Raw genomic sequence first — 15967 nt, 5'->3', positions numbered from 1 at the left:
ACTTTATGTAGTTTATTCCACCTCAATTATCACAATCATATCATACTATACCCCTGTACGGTATAAATTAAACAAAGAATCAGAACAGAAAGAGTATTCCACCCTCTTTCCTAAATCACCTGCTCACTTGAAAAAATGCAACCGATATTCCCCCTCATAATGTGACATATTCCATATCAACTAGTGACACTTGTGACTTATTTAATTTGTTCATTTCTTTTATGATTACATAAATATGATTGAAAAGAGGAATAAATATGCGTACTCTATTATTTCAAGGATACATGTGGGGTTATATTTTAAGTAAAGCAAATAAATCATTTACTATCAATAAATTAAACAAGGCAGGTAAGAGCAAAGAAAAACTAGAACTAATGGATAAAATTATTCTAAAATGCACAAACAATTTAATTAAAATTTCAGGTGCCGACCTTATAATAACTGGAAAAGAAAATATTCCTTTAGATGAACCTGTATTATATGTTGGCAACCATCAAGGTAATATGGATATACCAATTTTATATTCAACAGCACCTCAAACGATGGCTTTTGTTGCTAAAAAAGAAATGGAGAAAATTCCGTTGTTAGGTTATTGGATGAAAGAACGAGGATGCGTGTTTATCAACAGGGATAACGCTCGTAGTTCCCTAAAGGCTATTAACCAAGCAATAGAAAGTTTAAAATCAGGTAGTTCAATAGCAGTTTTCCCAGAAGGAACTAGAAGTAAAGGTCCTGAAATTGGAGACTTTAAATCGGGTAGTTTACGAATGGCGATTAAATCAGGGGTTAAAGTCGTTCCTGTGACCTTTAAGGATTCTTATAAATTGATAGGAAAGAAGGGCAAGAATTCACCAGCAAAAGTTTTTGTCCATTACTCTGATCCCATCGATTCAAGAGATTTTAAAGATACAAACAAACTAGCCACAGCAGTTCTAGCACAAATTAAAAAACATTTGTAGCTGGCTATTGCACCCTAATAGATTAGGGTAAAAATCACACTAAAATTTTAATGGATATTAAATCGAAAATACTAATGTACCAACCAACAAAAACGACTATCAACTAGTATGATTATTGATGGTCGTTTTACGTTAATAACTTCTGTTCCTTTCTTATGACATGTACCAAAGAAAATGGAACAAAAAATACCGCCCAGTTTGAAGCATAGCTGGACGATATTTTAAATAAATTTTTTTGTTTATATGAACTACCTAGAATTAGCAAAAAGCACCAATCTACCCTTATTGTTGAGACAATCATAGTTACTTATAGGTGTACTATTAGTATTTAGGGCAAAGTCCCCCTATCCTTACAATTTATTTAGGGATACTTTAATGACCATATATGAATAACATAGACTAATGAATCGACACCTTTTTATAATGTTCACTAAGTTCTACGATCATTGCTCCCATTTTTTGTTTTTCAGATTGAAAAACGTTATTGATTCCCTTAATTTTAAGTTCAGCAGCGGTTACTTTTCCAACCGCAACGGCTAAGACATTTTCATTAAAAGCTTTCACTATCTCACCTTCAGTAGTTTGAAAAAGGTTCTGCACCTGCGTTTTACTTGTAAAGATAACTGCATCTAAAGTTTGTTCGGTAACTGCCTTTTTCAAGCCGTGTAATGTTTTGTCATCTGGAGCCCTATAATGATATGGTTTTGACAGATAGACATCATATCCAAGATCCTCAAGTGCTTTTTTTAAAATAACATCCCCTTGGTTATAAGCTTGGAGAAATAAGTGTTTATCCTTGTTAGGCTGTTCAGAAGCCAAAGAAGTAAGCAGATTCTCCATGGTACCATCCTCAGAGGTATATTTAGCTGAAAGAGAGTATTTTTTTATCCATTTCACTGTTTTACTACCGCGAATTGCCAAAGTTGTGTTACCGAGTTTCTCTATGAAATTAGAATCCAAATTAAGTCGTTGAGCCGTATTTTCCAACGTTTCAGCACCAACGCCTGTCGTTAGTACAACCATGTCAAAAGGTTTAGCCAATAACTCTTTTATATTTTGTTCACAGATACTTTCGTTTAATTTCTGTTCTCCCTGAATAGGAAATGCGATTGGCGTACCACCATATTTTTGAATGAGTGTCGAAATAGCTTCCGCTCTACGTTCTGCTGCAACACCAATTTTTTTACCATTCAATCCTTTCATATGTACCCACCTTTTTTGATAATTTTCTCAGTCACTCCAGAGTCTACATCTGTTTTTGCTCATTAAGATAGTAGCTTCCAGAAGGTTGCTTAAATAATAATCTTTATTCCATTTTAGTTGGGAGGAATGTTTGATTAACTGCCGACTTTATACAAAATATCGACATAATCAGCACACGTCCCCCACCGACAACAACTACATTTTTCCTGCCCAAAAACATGGATTTACCGACTTTAGTGTAGTCATAGTCTATGTTGAATGCTCTTCCATTTGTTTAACTAGCTTATAAAAAGTTGTTTTCTTGACCTCTGCTTCTTGAATGGCCCGCGTTGCTGTAATTTTCCCTTCTTTCCATTCCTTGTATGCTTTCCGAAAAGCATCTGTCACTTGGAATTCCGGTCTTCCAAATATCTTACCTTGTTTTAATGCTGTATCAATACCTTCTCGTTGCCGTTTTCGAATGCGATCCCTTTCTTCTTGGGCCATCCAGGACAAAATTTGCAATACAAGGTCAGCAATAAAGGTTCCCATACTGTCTTTGTATTGGGTAGTATCCAGCAATGGCATATCTAACACGACAATATCCGCTTGAATATTTTTAGTAATATCGTTATTTAATCTTCTACTAATTTATTTAATACGTCAATAAACATTGATTCGTTTTTTCTGAACTAAAACATTACATCCCAATCTTTAATATTGGCACCTTCATTTAAAAAGAGTTCTATATTCAATTGAATAAACAAAGATGGTAGACCAAAAATAATAGACAATGATTTAAAAGGCTAATAATAAGACTCTCAAAATGATTTTTAAAAAACTCGCCTTAAATAAAAGACGAGTTTTGAATTTATTCAAATACTAATGTTTGAGTATGTGGCAGCCACCAAAGTTGTTTTATAATGTTAGGTTATAGATTTTCATAGAAATTTTTTATTTTATTTGCCATTAACTCTCTTCTCTCTTCTAAAAATGTTTCAAAGTTGCTCGCATCCATATTAAAGAGGGAGTCTGGTACACAATTCATTTTCATGTTCATTTTTAATTGCTCCGTATTAGTGATTTCTCCAATTCTTGATTTCATATCATTTAGTTGCAATTTTACATGATCCATATAATTACTCGGGGCTTCGTCCTTTATAGCTAGATTTACAACCTGTTCTGTATAGACATAATTGGCTATTTGATTATATTGTCTTCTATTGTTGTAACCATTTTTCTGTAGATACTTTTTGGGAAACACGTGATGCACGTCTCCGCGCTCTTCGATTAATTGTTGTACAGTGATTGACTTCGATAAAAAAGCTTTGTCATTATCATAAATTTGAGCCATTATAAATAAGTTAAAGTACGGACTGCTTGTTACAGAAGTATTTAAATTCGTTGTTAGAATATTACTCCAATAAGCATCTGATAGCTCCCCGGCTTCTACTGATTTAACATAATCCATTGGGTCCGATTGAGCAGCAAATCTCTTTATATCAAAATCGAACATAGATTCAGCGGAACCAGAGTACCTTTCTGTTAGTATAGAAGTTACTAACCATTTACGGACAATTCTATTTATTTCAGAACCGTTGATATTTCTTTCACGTAATAATAAAAATAAAGCATAGGCAAAGTTTAATGCATTTTGAGAACGTATTAACTTTGTATGAATAATTCCTGCTGATTTTAATATCATAACGAAACGTTTAAAATTGGTTTCATCTACAAATTTCAAGACTCCATCATTTAAAGCTTTAAAAGAGTTTTCAACTATTTCAATTTTATATTCCCGTGTTTCAAAATCACGTCCTGATAACAGGCTAACCAGATTGGAGAGGGGTCCACGTAAAAACTTAAAGGTGAATGCTACACGTAGTACATCAGAATAGCTTGGTTCATAAATATTTGTATTATATTCTTTTACCCATTTAATTTTGTTGAAATTATTTGTGGCTGTAAACTCTTCATCGTTCTCCCTGATATTATCGTAGATTGCAGGACTCTTAATTAAATGGGAGAAATAATCAACGGTTTTTCTAATTAATGGTCCATTATATTTATCATTCACCGATATTTTGGACATAGCAAAATCTGCTTGACTAAGATTGACACCAGCTGAGTTTATACGGATAAATATTTCAGTAACGGTTTCTATATCCAACGTATGAGCTAATTCAATTATTCCGATGGAACTATATTTAACCTGGGTAAGTTTCTGAAGAATAGAGTTCAATTCATTCTTATTCAACTCGGGATTCAATTCACAATAAGAATGAATAAAATCAAATGTGTCAAACTCCTGCTGAAAAACTTTCGCTATATCAGGTATCCATTTCTTATCTTTTAATATTGCAGGGTTCTGTACCTCAAATTTTTCCTCTATTGGATTAAAGGCTATTATTATTCTTTTTTTCTTATAGTTATTATCAACAACTTCTTTACCAGCAATAGCCGCCATCAAAGCCGTAACTCGCTGCTGCCCATCAATCAGAATTTTCTTACCTTGAGAAATCGTACCATCTTTTAGACGGGCATCTGGATTCTGCCAAGTAATGATATATCCAATAGGATAATCTTTATATAAGGAATCTAAAAGGTCTCTTACCTTGGATGGTTTCCATACAAAAGGTCTCTGGATTTCGGGTATTGCAACAATATCCTCTTCAATCCAGCCGATTAAAATGTTCACCGTACTATTATTGACATTATAGTTTGACAAAATATCACCTCAAGTAATAATTCTTCTATAGCTGGTATCATGTTCTTTTTACAGTATTTTTCCGTTTTTATGTTTGTTCCATTGAATAAACTTAATAGTTTCTTTAATCTAACATCAACCTTACCTTCTCCGCAAATTTTAACATGTTTATCCAACTACCGAGGAAATATCTTGTTTTATTATTCCCGAAGTTTTAAATGAAACATGCTAACCTTTAACAGTGGAAGAAATGAATTAGAAATGAGCTTAATACTAAGGAATTTATTAGAGAACATTATGGTAAGATATTCTCTAGCTAGTATTTAATAAAAAATATAAAGTTAGGTTGGGGTATAAAAATGGAACTTAGGAGACCAAAAGCTGTTAATAAAAGAGATAAACCTGTAATTATTTTTGAAAACAACATTGAACTAAAAGAACTACCTTCAATACAGAAAGCTTGCTAATTGGTTAAAGGATTATCTAGGTAAAGAAACTAAGTCATTTCCTGCCGTACATAGGGGGATTTTTGAAGGCAAATCATGGCGTTATAATGAGGAGAAAACTTTTAGTTTTACAACTGATGAAAATGTTAAAAGGTTTGAGTCTAATCAAATAGAAACTACCAGAACAAACAGCTCTAGACTTTCTCCTACGGGATATTGGACGTTTTTTTGTAATCCTGAAAAGTGGGCAATTGATGACTTCTTAAAGTCAGGATAAATATATGACACATTCTCCATAAGGGATAGCGACAAAGATTCATTTGTTATTGGTGACCTTGGTGTTATAAGAGTGGGAATAGATAACAGAACAAAAAAGCAACTTAACGATAAGTCAAAGTTAACTACTGGTATATATGCCCTAGTTGAAGTAATAGGAAAACCTAAACTAATGTCTAGTGACAAAAAAGGATACTGGTATGAAGAAGAGGATAGACAAAAAGCTAAGTATAGAGTACCTATTAAATATTTGTTTAATCTTCTAGAAGAACCCATTTCCTTAAATAACTTATCTCAACTTAATATAGAATACGATAAATATTTAACTGAGGGATTTCAAGGTTCCTCAATTCCTTTAAAAGCAAAAATTTTTAATGATGTTACAAACCTTCTTAATAATATGCAAACCCCACAAGAGGTTACAAACCCAATAATATTAAAAGAAGGGGCTACTAAAACTATATCGGTCAATCTTTATGAAAGAAACCCTTTAGCTAGACAGACATGTATTGAACACTACGGATTTACTTGTTCCATTTGTGAATTTAATTTTTATGAAACCTATGGTGAAATTGGTGAAGGTTTTATCCACGTTCATCACATAGTAGAAATAAGCCAAATTGGTAAAGAATATGAAGTTAACCCTATTACTGATTTACGCCCAGTATGTCCTAATTGTCATGCTATGTTACATAAACGAAACCCTCCTTACTCAATTGATGAATTAAAGGAGATTTTATATGGGGAATGAGTTAACTGAAATAGAAAAAGAGTAGCATTCACATTTACGAGCACGAGTCAGGTCGTTTTTTCTTCGCATAATTTCCATATTTCTCTGCAAATGTTCGATAGGCATAAGGAATCTTACCACCTTCACGTGCTTCCGTTGCATACTCATGGTGCAATAAAGTCAAAGTGACATTCTTTTTCTGTAATTCCTTATGCACTTTTCCCAATCAACTGGGAAGTACCCTTTCTCAATAGCCTGTTTCTCTGGAAAGAGAAACGCTTCTAACCATTGATTGGTCATCGTGTGTTCAATTTCTCCACACCACGTTTTGTGGCACATTGAACGACTTCAGAAACTGTGTTTCTTGAATGACCAGTACTAGAACTGATCGTTCTTTGACTGATTCCTTCAAAATACAATTCCAGAACCTTACGACAATTAGCCATAAAAAAACCTCCTGTATAATAGTCATGCTTGTTTGCATGCAACTTTTATTATACAAGAGGTCGCTCTAATTTATATTGTTGGCTCTCCCGTCCGCAAACGGTGGCTCTATCTTCCGCAATCACTGGCTCAAAACTCCGCACAAGTGGCTCTATTCATCCGCAATAATCAGAGTAATTGATAATTTTCACGTTGAAAGTCTTTTCCACTAACCTTATCAATAAAAATATCACGTTCAGTAATACCGTTCTCTTTCATTGCAGCCATTTGTCGTTCTTCATTTTGATCCTTACTACTAACTCGTATGTATCCCATTCTTCTCGTTTCCATTTTTGCAACCACCTTTAAAAAGAGCAAGCAACATTTTCTCTATTATACATTAAATCGTTCGTAAATATATATGTAATAAAGTGAACGTTCATAAATGTTTTTTAGTTATTTACGAACGTTAAATGATACCTTTTAATAGAAAATTTAAATAGTCCGTAAAAGTGTACTTTTACGGACTATTTGCTAATAAAACAAAACCCAAAGAAGCTATGTGAAAATTTGCATATAACGTGATGCTCCAAAACTTCAGTGTTTATCATGAATTTTTTTGTAACATATTTCATTTGAATTTACACTTTCAACTTAATTGCGTTAGCAAAAATGTTAGCATTTATTAGTAAAAGATTCTCTAAGGAAGAATACTGGTTTAACTAGAAAAGGGGCGGTCTCATATTTTGTTTTTTGACTTTGAGGTGCCCCTTTGTTATTCGTCTTTGTTTCCGCACCCCAGCAAGAGTTGAATAACATTCGCAGACTATTTGAGTGTTAATTGCGTAGCACATTCCATGTGTCCAGAGTGTATTTGGCAACACATGGGGTGTATGGTGAGTTTATCAACTTTCAAAAAGTACAGGGTCTTACCCACGCTAGAACCTATTTTCATACTATTGTTTTAATACAACAGGGTCCATAAAATTAAATGGCGTTATATAACTCAAAATTTAATAATTTATTGGACCTCTACCCTGTCAATTCTCTAGCGAGAGTTTTATACAGTATTTATGCATAAATTGGTTCCATTAAGTCCATTAAATCAGGTTTCCGATGTTTAATTATACAAACTGTTTCTGTTAATTCCATTGTTTCTAGAAAATCTGTGCAATTTTTGTGCAGTCTCATCAAAAAATGATGGAGGTAGAGTGTAATAATTATTCAGCTCTTTTTTCTTTTTATGAGTTCCTTGATTTTCTTAATGACAAAGACATCAAACTCTGGATGTTCATACACTTTTTTGAAACGTTCAACACCAATAAACCTCTCTTTAAATTTTCTGTAGAATTCCTCAAAATCATCAGGTGCATCATTATTTAGTGCGCCTATTATTCCACTTATACTTCGTCTAACTTTTAATTTCTCTTCTTTTTTTCCATTACTATAACAGTCATCAAGAATTTTATTAAATATTTCAGTTGAAACTCTTACATCTTGAATAGTATTTTTCGGAGTATCGACAACAAAGTGACCCCATATATATACATAATCTTTATACTTAAATATTCCATGTCTATATGAATAATCCTTAAACCATTCATATACTTGTCTTTTTTTTTCAAAAATAGGTACTCTGATTTTGGTATCATGAGACACATAAGTTCTATAATACTCTTCTCCAATTACAGCTAAAGCGAATCCTGTTGGAAGGGATAGTAATAATTGTTGAAAAGTAGCTGCAAATAATCCATTTTCCCTATTTTCAATTTCAGTGAAAATATTGTTTATATCTATCTCATCGGATTCCTTAATGATTTCATCTATTTGTTCATCCGTAAGTCCCTGTGGTAACTTCAGCCAATAAATGTCTAAAGAATTAAAACTAAGAACTCCTTGATCAATTGAGCAACTTTTTAACCAATTAATATCATAAGTATTATTTACAGTTGGGATAACAATGTTTGTTCCTTCTGATCTTTTGAGACTGTGAAAACCTAATTGTTTATTATTAATAAAGAAAAAATATCCACTTGGTAAATGGTTTCTTAGAGAAAAGAACGCGGCACTTTTGGATACCTGGGCATTGTCGGAGACTATGTCAATTATTTCATCAAGACTTTTATTATCATTGTTTGTTATAATATTTTCTAACCAATCTGATGGCATTAGTAACTCCGAAGCAAAGCTGTTTGCTTCGTTTTCCATATTGTGATATGAGTCTCCATCAACACGATCATCTTGGTCGGTATGACATGAAATCATTCCTTGGTGCCATGGAATGATTAGATGTCCTAATTCATGTGCCAAGGTAAATCTCTTTCGGTTTTCGGATTTAAATCGATCTAATATTACAAGGGGTCTCTCAATGTTCATAATACAGATTGCATCTACATCATTCGGTAAATTAGCTTCTTCATAAACTGCATATTTTTCTATAAGTGTATGAATATCGATAGGTGGAGAAAGTGAATATTTCTTTAGAATCAATTTTGCTAATTTTTTTTCGCGTTGAGTTGCCATAATTATTAAAAGCCCCCCTAGGATAAGCGACCTGTTCTTTGCAACCACTCTTTTACTCTCATAGCTTCCTCAGGGTTTGCTGCCCTAGCAACAAGTTTGCTAGTATCGTTTTCTCTAATAAGATTCGTTATTGGTTGACCTATTTCCCTAGAATAAAAGATTGTTTTTAGCATTGAATCGTCCTCAACCCATACCCCGTACTCTTCAATTGTCATACCAAGGTAATCATAGATTTCTTCATCTGAATCACTATCATGCCATTCATCCACATAATCATCTATTTCCTCCAGTAATGCTTCACCTTGTAAACAAGCTTCCATGAATTTCAACTTAGACATGTAGTTTCCTTCCTTTCACTGCAGGTTTTATAAATGCACCAGTTATTGCATCTGCACTTCCTAAATGTCTACCTCTATTATTAAAAACCTCTAATTCCCCGTGTAATTCGTCCCAAGTGTAAAGTCTTTTCCCATCTCGTGACTTCCATACCTTTCTACCCCCAACTACCTTCAAAAAGATACAAATATCTATATATGACGGTTGGGGAAGTATTTTATGGGCCATATACTTCCCTCCATTTTAATTAATGTATAAATTCATATTACCATATTTTTCCCTTAATTTATGCATAAATATATTCTATTAAGTCCAACATTTCAGATTTTATGAAAAATGTTTCTTTCAATTCCATTGTTTCTAGAAAATCTGTACAATTTATGTGTAGGCCCTTATTTGCATAAAAAAAGATAGCCTATATAAGTTTATCATTATTGTTTTTGTGTCCATTTAACAATGGCAACTTCTAGTGGATCAAGCCTAGGCATTATCGAACGGTACCAATGACTTGCTTCGTCACCTGGCAAACATTTTGCTGCTTTAATAAAAGCTCTTTTTTGCCAAGTAGGAAATTCCAAAGCGTTTCTTTTTTTAGGCCTAAACCATGACTGTTTACTAGCTTCTCCAAGTGCAAGAATAATTTCTCTTCTAGAAAAATCGTCGTAATATTCATTGTAAAGATGAGGTAATTGATCTATTTTCCAATGGGGGCCATTAGCAAAAGTGCTAAACAACCACATTCTATGGAATTCTAAATGGCCAATTATAGTTTCATCCAATATATTGTATAACTTTTGGCTAACTTTTTCTTTCTGTTCTTTAGTTAGCTTAACATCATTTAAGTAATTAAAAACATGTTTAAAAGCAGGGTATAATTTTTCAGTATTATCTAACACTAAATCTAATACTTCAGTATTTTGAAGTTGGGCTAACCTTCGTAAAACAAATGGAACTGTCTTAATGTCAATATCCTCCGTCTCTAACTGCTCCTTCAGTATGGATTCCAAGTTCATTGTATCAATCTCTTCTTGTAGATTCTCTGGTAAAGAATCATAAGAAATTGTAGTATATGGATCATCAATTCCTACTTCTTCAAAGATCTCCCAAAACAACTTATTTAAGCTATCTATTTCCATTGATTCTTGACTCTTCAAATAATTATCCCTAAATTCTTCTACAGGTATAATACGGGTTTTATGTTGCTGTAGGGTAAGACCATGATTATCAAATAAAAAATTAGCAAGGAGTGCTAGATGCTCGTAAGCTTCTTTTTTAGTTTTACAAAAGATTCTAAAGTCATCTACGTACCTACAAAAATCTACACCCTCACTGAGTAATGCCTCATCAATGTCATTAAGTGTTAACTCTGCAAGTAAAGCAGAAGCATTCGGCCCAACCGGGATTCCGTAGGAGATACTGTAATTCCAATTATTCAGTAGCTGCTTAATAGCTTTTGCATGATTTTTCTTACTAGTACAAGAGCTAAGAGCATTTTCTAAAGGATGAAGGTAAATTCTCGGATAAAAATCAGCAATATCTGCTATAATTATATATTCAATAGAGTCATCACCTATTAAAGGATCAATTTTTGAAGCACAATGATTTAAAAATTTCCCATAATTAATGTCAGGATCAAACATGCTTCCTTCTTCAGTTGGTTTAAATCTATAGGAGAAGCAGATATTTTTATCAACTGGAACACGCCTTTCCTCAATATCTTCTCCTATTTCATAAACTAAGGCAGTGTAAAATAGAGTATCTATTGGGTCTAGTAAGGTAGATAGTCTGAAACCATACTTGTGCTTAGGTGTCAAACTTCTTTTAAAACTTCTAACTGGCCAATTTAATAGATCCTGACCCTGCAAGTAATTCTTGAAGTTACTACCATTAGGAAGTTCTTTAGTATCCTTTTCCCAAAGATAACGAATTGCTTGATATTCAAAAGGAACTGGAAATATATTTGTATCGCCATATTTCTCAATATGTTTTAATGCCCAATCAAGTGATTTTTCTTGTACTTTCAACATCCTTTTCACACCCCTAATCATTTTATCAGTCAATTTTAATGTCATTTGAGTAGCATTTTTAAAATTTACCTCAAACGAATCCTTTAATATTTCTTCTATCCTCTTTAATAAATTATATTTAGCTTTAATCCAATAACATTCGATTAAATTCAGATAAAGGAATAGTATTAATTTTTAATTCTTCTGCTTTTTTTAATAAAACATAATCGCAATTATCAGAATAAATAATAGTATCCACCCTATATCCAGTTGAACCCTTATTAACTCCTGCTACTTCCATATGATTCATAAGAATATCTTCGAGTTTATTTTGAATCCGAATAGGCAACAACGCTATATTGATAACTTTTCCTTTTAACTCAGGAACTTTCCTGTATGGAAAAGAATTTATTTCTTTAGCAGCAGCAACCCTTTGACGTGTGATTGTAGCCGTTTCTAAACTTAAATCCTTCGAAACAGCATCAATAAACCATTCATCTGTTTGAATTTCTATTTCTAACTCACGTGCTTTATCTAATTTACTACCTGGGCTTTCTCCACAAATCAAAAGATCTGTTTTCTTTGATACACTTCCAGTCACAATTGCCCCACATTTTTTAGCAACTTCTTTCATCAATACTCTTGGAAAAGGGCTTGCACCGGTAAAAACGATTCTTTTATCCTGAAAAACTGTACTTTCTCCATCCACATTTGTCGTAGACTCTACAAAATTTTTAAATTTTTCAGGGGAAACCTTGTACAAAGGAATCCATCTGGTAGGATTCGCTTTTATAATCACTTCATAAAGAGCTTTAACATCGTCCAATGCAACGTGTGTTAGCGGTTGTTTAGTATTATAAAAAGCTACTAGATATCTTAATGAATATGAAAACAAATGAGGATTCGCGTATTTAATTGCCCGTAAGGAATCATAACATTCATAATCATCCTCTAACCAACCATAATGAACAAGAAACTTTCTATCAAAGGATACGTTATGGGCAACAATCGGATATTTATAAGTATCAATTATATTTTTAAATTGCCTTATTTTTGAAGGGTTTTCAGATATATCAGTATACCCTTCACCCATGCCTAAATGTATAGAAGCTTCATCTTCAACCACTGCAATATGTTCACTTGTAATAATCTTTTCGTCCTTTATAACCAGTAAAGCAACTTCATAAATACCCGATTCAACGTTAAAATCACCCGTTTCAATATCCAACAGAATCATATTTTTCATTTATATCCCCACCTACTTTTTTAATAAGAGCAAGCAACATCAAATTCATCTAAAAGATACCGATCTATATCATAGTTATTATCAAATAACAAAGATGTCTTTTCAGTTAATAAATGATAATGCTTACTATATGAACTTTTTCTGATGGTAAATGTAAGCGAAAACACTTTTCCCTCGGCATCTTTATATTGAAGTGTATCTTTATAAATACGTTTATACTGATATCGATTAATCTCCAGTTCATCTTTCTGAACAATGATTAAAGAATCACTTTTAATATTATAAAAATCTAATTCCTGATAATCATAGACTCCTAGAGAACTCCAGCATTTTGAACCTTTATTCAAATGTAATAGCAACATTTCCTCACGCATAAAACCTGTTATATGAACTTTATCCTTTACAATATTTAAAATAGCACTATTCAATTCGTTTACTCTTTGTTGCAACATACACATCTCCACCTTCCCTTAAACCAAACTACATATTTTTTCTAATTCTATATTCATTTTACCATTTATTCCCTAATTAATCGTACTAAATTTTGAAAATTAAATTTTATACAAATAAAAAGCAGAAGCGAATTCAATTGCGAATTGCTCTGCTATTTCAATCAAGAACATTTAATGAATTGATGCCTTTTGATAGAGAAGTACACCTGCGTGAGTATGACGTAATCCATGTACAGTTATAGGTTCAATACCCAGTTTTCGTCACCAGTTGAATCTTGGCTTGCGCCTTGATCGTCTTCAACAGCAAAGTGTTGCAGGTTTAATCTCAATGGTTTCCAGTTCTTGTTTTGCACAGGCATCTGGCCTCACTCCTTGTTTGCCTCCTGGGCATAATAAAAAAGCTGTTCTAATGTCTACAGCTTTAAAAAAGACAATAATAAAAGCATCTTCATTAGAAGATGCTTATGTAAATAAACTTATTTGTTCTGCATTAATTCCATTTTTTTTATAAATATTATCTAACTCGTGATCTAGTATGCTTTCTATATACTCTTCATTATAATAAGGAATGCGTATTAATGGAATACCATTGCGATAACAATAATCGTTTTTTAATTTATCCCTATAAATTGTTCCTTCATAATGTTTCTCCCCACCAAAAAAATCAATAGGACTAAAATGATGTGGACCATCGAACTCTATTAGGGTAATAACTTTATTATTATTAAATACAGCGAAATCAAACCTCAACCGTACAATATGCTTTAAATCAGAAAAAGTGTATTCGCTTTTATACTTATATCCATTTATTTGCAAGTATTCTTCAATAGCTCTTTCTCCGCCACTAGATTTACAGTTTGGACATCTGCGTCCGTTCCTAAACTTAGCTGGTGTTATGTTCCATTCAGTTCCACAGGTTTCATGTCTCATCAATAAGTGAGTCTGCCTTGATTCATATTCACCTAAAACGTTGTATTCATTTCCAACTAATTCCTTTACAATGTCAACATATTCCTCGTGTTCCAATCTTATGTTCCCATAGCAATATGGGCAACCTTTTCCACTTCTGATACTTGTTGGGGAAACATTCCATTTATATCCACAGATCAAATGCTTGTGGATAATAGGTATTTTGGCACTTTTATACTCTTCCAACACAATCATTTCGTTGTTACTCAACTCTTTAAGTTGCGCTTTATAAGTATCATCGGTATATCTCATGCGTTTGTTGCACTTAGGACACCCCTTCTTGCTATCAAATCCATTTGGAGTCCTCATAAATTCATAACCACAGACATTGTGTTTAAACCTAATCTTAGTAGTTGAATTAACATATTCATCGAGCAACGTAAATTCATCGCCAAAACGGCTTTCTATACGCTCTTCGTATTTTTCAGTATTAAGAATTTTCCCCGAGCAAAGTTTACACCCTTTACTATTGTAAAATTGATCAATTCTAAAATCAGATTCGTAACCACATTTGTTATGACGAATAGTTACTTTAGAACGTGCATTTTTATACTTACTTGTCACACTGTACTCGCCATTAGTACGGGCATAAACCCGCTTTTCAAATTCTTCCTGTGTTAACTTCTTTCTATTCAAATTAACAACCTCCCACAGTTGCTCCCGATGTTATTATGTGGGAAAGAAGACGGGCCTCTTCCTTTCAAGTTGGGTAATTAATCCACCTCTATCCCATACATCTTTTACTGCGTTGGAAAAATACCAACTATTTTTTCAATCCATTTTGGTTTATTTTACCTTGGAAATCTATAGAGAGGGAGGTGGCATTAAATTTCAAATCAAAAGCTCCCATAAAAAGCCTAATAAATAAAATCTTTATACAAGTCAGATTGAATTACCTTATTTTTACTTAAGCCATATTTAGTAATCATTTCGGTCACCATTTCAACTATCTCTTGAGAGCTCCTTGGAGAGACATAAACCTTTTTAATTAATTTATCAAGCCCACAAGAAACTAGTGTTCCATTATTATGTGAAAACTCATAAGACTGCTCTTCAAGCATTTCCATTCTTTCTTGCCATTCATTAACAGGAATACCTTGTCTTTCAAAAACGCTCTCCAAATGGAATTGGTCAATCCTACTTGCAACAATCATCAACCTGAGCTCGTTCTCGTGGGAAAAGGATTTCCTTTTATAAAATAAAGTGTCATAAATATTCTTGCTGGTCATTTCTTTATGGAAGTCAATGTACTGCAGCTTACCAGAAAAAACCCGATATCTTAAATCAGTTATGGAGTTTAATAGATTTATATAATCCGTTTGTATAGAAACTCCATCATCCCCTCTCAAATATAAATCCCACATACCAGCTGACTCGTAATCGTTAATATGCCAACATGAAATCGCTGAGAAATCTTGAATTTTCCTCATTTCTTCTTTTGAAGGAAGGTAAGTTAATTCCAATTCATCATCCAGTTGATTTATATCCCAGTTGGAATAACTACCTTCCAATGGATCAATAAAAGCACTTGATTTTGCAAAGAACAAAGCCTTATTTTTCAACAAAGAATCAAGTTTGTTCAAATCCATGTACTTCCAAACTTTAAGATTTCCTTTCACTTTATATTGCTCACTGTAATCGTAAATTGACTCAAATTGCATTGCATGACCGAAAGAATTTCCTTTCAATTTTAAATCCATTTAACTATCCCC

General features: G+C 32.9%; 15 protein-coding genes and 2 pseudogenes. 2 read left to right on the top strand and 15 right to left on the bottom strand.

Annotated features, from left to right (window positions below; all coding sequences use genetic code 11):
* The first annotated feature begins 257 nt into the window (after positions 1-257).
* Positions 258-959 (top strand): lysophospholipid acyltransferase family protein, encoded by a 702-nt coding sequence (locus ACHABU_RS19315; protein ID WP_435766592.1) that lies wholly within the window; start codon positions 258-260, stop codon positions 957-959.
* Positions 960-1358: 399 nt separating this feature from the next.
* Here ACHABU_RS19315 and ACHABU_RS19310 read toward each other — a convergent pair whose 3' ends face one another.
* The 3 genes and pseudogenes from ACHABU_RS19310 to ACHABU_RS19300 all read right to left on the bottom strand — a co-directional run bounded on the left by ACHABU_RS19310 (position 1359) and on the right by ACHABU_RS19300 (position 4869).
* The gene (locus ACHABU_RS19310; protein WP_435766591.1) at positions 1359-2162 is read right to left on the bottom strand and encodes a uroporphyrinogen-III synthase; all 804 of its coding nucleotides are present in this window, start codon (positions 2160-2162) and stop codon (positions 1359-1361) included.
* Between the two features lie 249 nt (positions 2163-2411).
* Positions 2412-2774: pseudogene (locus ACHABU_RS19305) on the bottom strand (recombinase family protein); the annotation flags it as partial.
* Between the two features lie 298 nt (positions 2775-3072).
* Entirely contained in the window at positions 3073-4869 is a 1797-nt protein-coding gene (locus ACHABU_RS19300; protein WP_435766590.1) for a GmrSD restriction endonuclease domain-containing protein, read from the bottom strand.
* Between the two features lie 774 nt (positions 4870-5643).
* Here ACHABU_RS19300 and ACHABU_RS19295 point away from each other — a divergent pair.
* Positions 5644-6321 carry an HNH endonuclease gene (locus tag ACHABU_RS19295; protein ID WP_435766589.1) on the top strand — a complete coding sequence of 226 codons (678 nt, stop codon included), beginning with the start codon at positions 5644-5646 and terminating at the stop codon, positions 6319-6321.
* A 34-nt stretch (positions 6322-6355) separates the two neighbouring features.
* Here the strand turns inward: ACHABU_RS19295 and ACHABU_RS19290 are convergent, their stop codons facing one another.
* The 12 genes and pseudogenes from ACHABU_RS19290 to ACHABU_RS19235 all read right to left on the bottom strand — a co-directional run bounded on the left by ACHABU_RS19290 (position 6356) and on the right by ACHABU_RS19235 (position 15955).
* A complete protein-coding gene (locus ACHABU_RS19290) occupies positions 6356-6526 on the bottom strand; it encodes a hypothetical protein (RefSeq protein ID WP_435766588.1) in 171 nt (56 codons plus the stop codon).
* 70 nt (positions 6527-6596) lie between these two features.
* Positions 6597-6746, bottom strand: coding sequence for a hypothetical protein (locus ACHABU_RS19285; RefSeq protein ID WP_435766587.1), 150 nt, complete (start codon positions 6744-6746; stop codon positions 6597-6599).
* 169 nt (positions 6747-6915) lie between these two features.
* Positions 6916-7074: pseudogene (locus tag ACHABU_RS19280) on the bottom strand (recombinase family protein); the annotation flags it as partial.
* A gap of 873 nt (positions 7075-7947) precedes the next feature.
* Positions 7948-9246 carry an ImmA/IrrE family metallo-endopeptidase gene (locus ACHABU_RS19275; protein ID WP_435766586.1) on the bottom strand — a complete coding sequence of 433 codons (1299 nt, stop codon included), beginning with the start codon at positions 9244-9246 and terminating at the stop codon, positions 7948-7950.
* A 17-nt stretch (positions 9247-9263) separates the two neighbouring features.
* Positions 9264-9584, bottom strand: coding sequence for a hypothetical protein (locus tag ACHABU_RS19270; RefSeq protein WP_435766585.1), 321 nt, complete (start codon positions 9582-9584; stop codon positions 9264-9266).
* A complete protein-coding gene (locus tag ACHABU_RS19265) occupies positions 9577-9810 on the bottom strand; it encodes a colicin E3/pyocin S6 family cytotoxin (protein ID WP_435766584.1) in 234 nt (77 codons plus the stop codon). Before ACHABU_RS19265 ends, ACHABU_RS19270 begins: the two co-directional genes overlap by 8 nt.
* A gap of 203 nt (positions 9811-10013) precedes the next feature.
* Entirely contained in the window at positions 10014-11609 is a 1596-nt protein-coding gene (locus ACHABU_RS19260; RefSeq protein ID WP_435766583.1) for an RNA-directed DNA polymerase, read from the bottom strand.
* 124 nt (positions 11610-11733) lie between these two features.
* On the bottom strand, positions 11734-12834 hold the full coding sequence (locus tag ACHABU_RS19255; protein WP_435766582.1) for a BRCT domain-containing protein: 1101 nt from the start codon (positions 12832-12834) through the stop codon (positions 11734-11736).
* A 20-nt stretch (positions 12835-12854) separates the two neighbouring features.
* Positions 12855-13286, bottom strand: a complete 432-nt coding sequence (locus ACHABU_RS19250; protein WP_435766581.1) for a hypothetical protein — start codon at positions 13284-13286, stop codon at positions 12855-12857.
* Between the two features lie 236 nt (positions 13287-13522).
* Positions 13523-13645 (bottom strand): hypothetical protein, encoded by a 123-nt coding sequence (locus ACHABU_RS19245; RefSeq protein ID WP_435766580.1) that lies wholly within the window; start codon positions 13643-13645, stop codon positions 13523-13525.
* A gap of 103 nt (positions 13646-13748) precedes the next feature.
* The gene (locus tag ACHABU_RS19240) at positions 13749-14891 is read right to left on the bottom strand and encodes a hypothetical protein (protein WP_435766579.1); all 1143 of its coding nucleotides are present in this window, start codon (positions 14889-14891) and stop codon (positions 13749-13751) included.
* Between the two features lie 221 nt (positions 14892-15112).
* Positions 15113-15955 (bottom strand): DUF2971 domain-containing protein, encoded by an 843-nt coding sequence (locus ACHABU_RS19235; RefSeq protein ID WP_435766578.1) that lies wholly within the window; start codon positions 15953-15955, stop codon positions 15113-15115.
* Positions 15956-15967 lie beyond the last annotated feature (12 nt).

It is taken from the genome of Oceanobacillus sp. CF4.6 (assembly GCF_051262635.1).
GTDB lineage: Bacteria > Bacillota > Bacilli > Bacillales > Amphibacillaceae > Oceanobacillus.
This window is presented reverse-complemented; position numbering and strand designations above follow the sequence as displayed.

What these genes read in the sequence shown, in the direction of transcription:
- ACHABU_RS19315 (WP_435766592.1), top strand. Translation starts at nt 258, where the DNA reads ATGCGTACTCTATTATTTCAAGGATACATGTGGGGTTATATTTTAAGT.
- ACHABU_RS19310 (WP_435766591.1), bottom strand. Translation starts at nt 2,162, where the DNA reads ATGAAAGGATTGAATGGTAAAAAAATTGGTGTTGCAGCAGAACGTAGA.
- ACHABU_RS19285 (WP_435766587.1), bottom strand. Translation starts at nt 6,746, where the DNA reads ATGGCTAATTGTCGTAAGGTTCTGGAATTGTATTTTGAAGGAATCAGT.
- ACHABU_RS19275 (WP_435766586.1), bottom strand. Translation starts at nt 9,246, where the DNA reads ATGGCAACTCAACGCGAAAAAAAATTAGCAAAATTGATTCTAAAGAAA.
- ACHABU_RS19270 (WP_435766585.1), bottom strand. Translation starts at nt 9,584, where the DNA reads ATGTCTAAGTTGAAATTCATGGAAGCTTGTTTACAAGGTGAAGCATTA.
- ACHABU_RS19265 (WP_435766584.1), bottom strand. Translation starts at nt 9,810, where the DNA reads ATGGCCCATAAAATACTTCCCCAACCGTCATATATAGATATTTGTATC.
- ACHABU_RS19260 (WP_435766583.1), bottom strand. Translation starts at nt 11,609, where the DNA reads ATGTTGAAAGTACAAGAAAAATCACTTGATTGGGCATTAAAACATATT.
- ACHABU_RS19255 (WP_435766582.1), bottom strand. Translation starts at nt 12,834, where the DNA reads ATGAAAAATATGATTCTGTTGGATATTGAAACGGGTGATTTTAACGTT.
- ACHABU_RS19250 (WP_435766581.1), bottom strand. Translation starts at nt 13,286, where the DNA reads ATGTTGCAACAAAGAGTAAACGAATTGAATAGTGCTATTTTAAATATT.
- ACHABU_RS19245 (WP_435766580.1), bottom strand. Translation starts at nt 13,645, where the DNA reads ATGCCTGTGCAAAACAAGAACTGGAAACCATTGAGATTAAACCTGCAA.
- ACHABU_RS19235 (WP_435766578.1), bottom strand. Translation starts at nt 15,955, where the DNA reads ATGGATTTAAAATTGAAAGGAAATTCTTTCGGTCATGCAATGCAATTT.